Source organism: Paenibacillus sp. EKM10P (assembly GCF_011800655.1).
Taxonomy (GTDB): domain Bacteria; phylum Bacillota; class Bacilli; order Paenibacillales; family Paenibacillaceae; genus Paenibacillus; species Paenibacillus polymyxa.
The window spans coordinates 1-1,952 of the sequence record NZ_JAALET010000038.1; the positions used below are offsets into that span (position 1 = coordinate 1).

General features: G+C 54.6%; 1 protein-coding gene. It reads left to right on the forward strand.

Features of this window, described 5'->3' with window-relative positions:
* On the forward strand, positions 1-1,952 hold a 1,952-nt coding region (locus HFE01_RS26270; protein ID WP_167442894.1), incomplete at both ends, for a non-ribosomal peptide synthetase.

Sequence of the window (1,952 nt, forward strand, 5' to 3'; positions counted from 1 at the left end):
CTGTATATGGTGCTGCTGGCGGCATACACCGCACTCTTGCATCAATATAGTGGCCAAGAGGACATCGTTGTCGGCACGCCGATTGCCGGACGACCGCATGCCGATTTGGAGCCAATCCTCGGGATGTTCGTCGGTACGTTGGCATTGCGAAACTATCCGACAGCGGAACATACCTTCCGCAGCTACGTGGAAGAAGTGAAGGTTCGGGCCCTGCAAGCCTACGAGCATCAGGACTATCCATTTGAGGAACTGGTGGAAAAGCTGAATGTGAAGCGGGATATGAGCCGCCATCCATTGTTCGATACGATGTTTACCCTGCAAACGACGGAGGAAGGCGAACTGCAACTGGCAGATCTGAGCTTCCGTCCATACGGCTTGGAGCAAACACCAGCGAAGTTTGACTTCACGCTGGAAGCCAGAGAGGAAGAGGCAGGCATCCAGTTCGGATTGCAATATGCAACTGCGTTGTATCAACGGGAAACCGTTGAACGGATGACACGTCACTTTATTCGCTTAGCCGAAGCCGTGGCGGTAAACCCGGATGCGAAGCTGGGTGAGCTGGAGCTGATTACGACCGAAGAAACCGAACAGATTCTGGAGGTGTTCAATGATCCGAACGCGCACAGCGTGCGTGGAACACTCCAAGGTCTGTCGCTCAGCGAACGTTTTGAAGAGCAAGCGAAAAACAGCCCTGAGCGGATAGCCGTTGTATCTGGGGACATAGGTCTAACCTACGCTGAGCTGAATGAGCAGGCGAACCGGTTGGCCCGTGTGTTACGGGCGAAAGGTGTTGAAGCAGATCAACCGGTAGGCGTACTGCTGGAACGTTCTGCGGATCTTCTGGTGAGCATTCTGGGAGTACTGAAGGCCGGAGGCGCGTATGTGCCAATGGATACGATGTATCCACAGGAACGGATCGACTACATGCTTCAAGACAGTGGGGCCAAGGTCGTGATCACCAGCAGAGCCGCCAACCTTTCGTTGAGCTTGCCATCCACAGTACAAGCTATCGTTCTTGACGATGAGGACGTTCAAGCTCAATGGGGAGCACAGGATGCGAGCAACCTGATCCCTGTCGCCGGCCTGCATAACCTGGCCTATATGATCTACACGTCAGGTACAACCGGTCAGCCGAAAGGGGTTATGATTGAGCAAGGCAGTGTCGGCAATCTGGTAGACGCTTTATATGAGCGAGTGTACAGCCGGTATGATCAGCCGCTTCACATCGCATGGCTGTCCGCATTTGTATTTGACGCTTCGGTGAAGCAAATCTTTGCCAGCTTGCTGCTAGGTCATACCCTGCATGTGGTGTCCCGTGACGTCAGCCTGAGCGGAGAGCATTTGATCGCCTACTACCGCACGCACCGGATTGATCTGTCGGACGGCACACCAGCGCATCTGCATATTTTGAACGAAAGCGTCAGCGTGACAGAAGCGCCGGATGTGAAGCATTACCTGATCGGGGGCGAAGCCTTATCCGTGCAGCTGGTCCATGTGTTCCTGCACAAATGGTCCGGGTATCGTCCGGTCATTACGAACGTGTATGGTCCGACCGAAGCGACCGTAGATGCGACCGCCTATACGATTGAAGATGTAGAGTCGCTGAATGTACTGCTGGAAAAAGGGGAGCACACGGTATCCATCGGAACGCCGATAGCCAACCAGGCTGTGTACATCTTGAACACTCGACAACAGCTGGTACCGATAGGGATCGCGGGTGAACTCTATATCGGAGGGGCAGGTATCGCACGAGGATACCTCAACCTGCCGGAACTGACGGCTGAGAAGTTTGTCCCGAATCCGTTTGCTGATGCGACGGCCGCTGATCCAGCGGACAGCACTTACGCAAACCGGATGTACCGGACAGGCGACCTGGCACGGTGGCTGCCGGATGGCAGTATCGAGTATTTAGGCCGGATCGACCATCAGGTCAAAATTCGCGGGTATCGGAT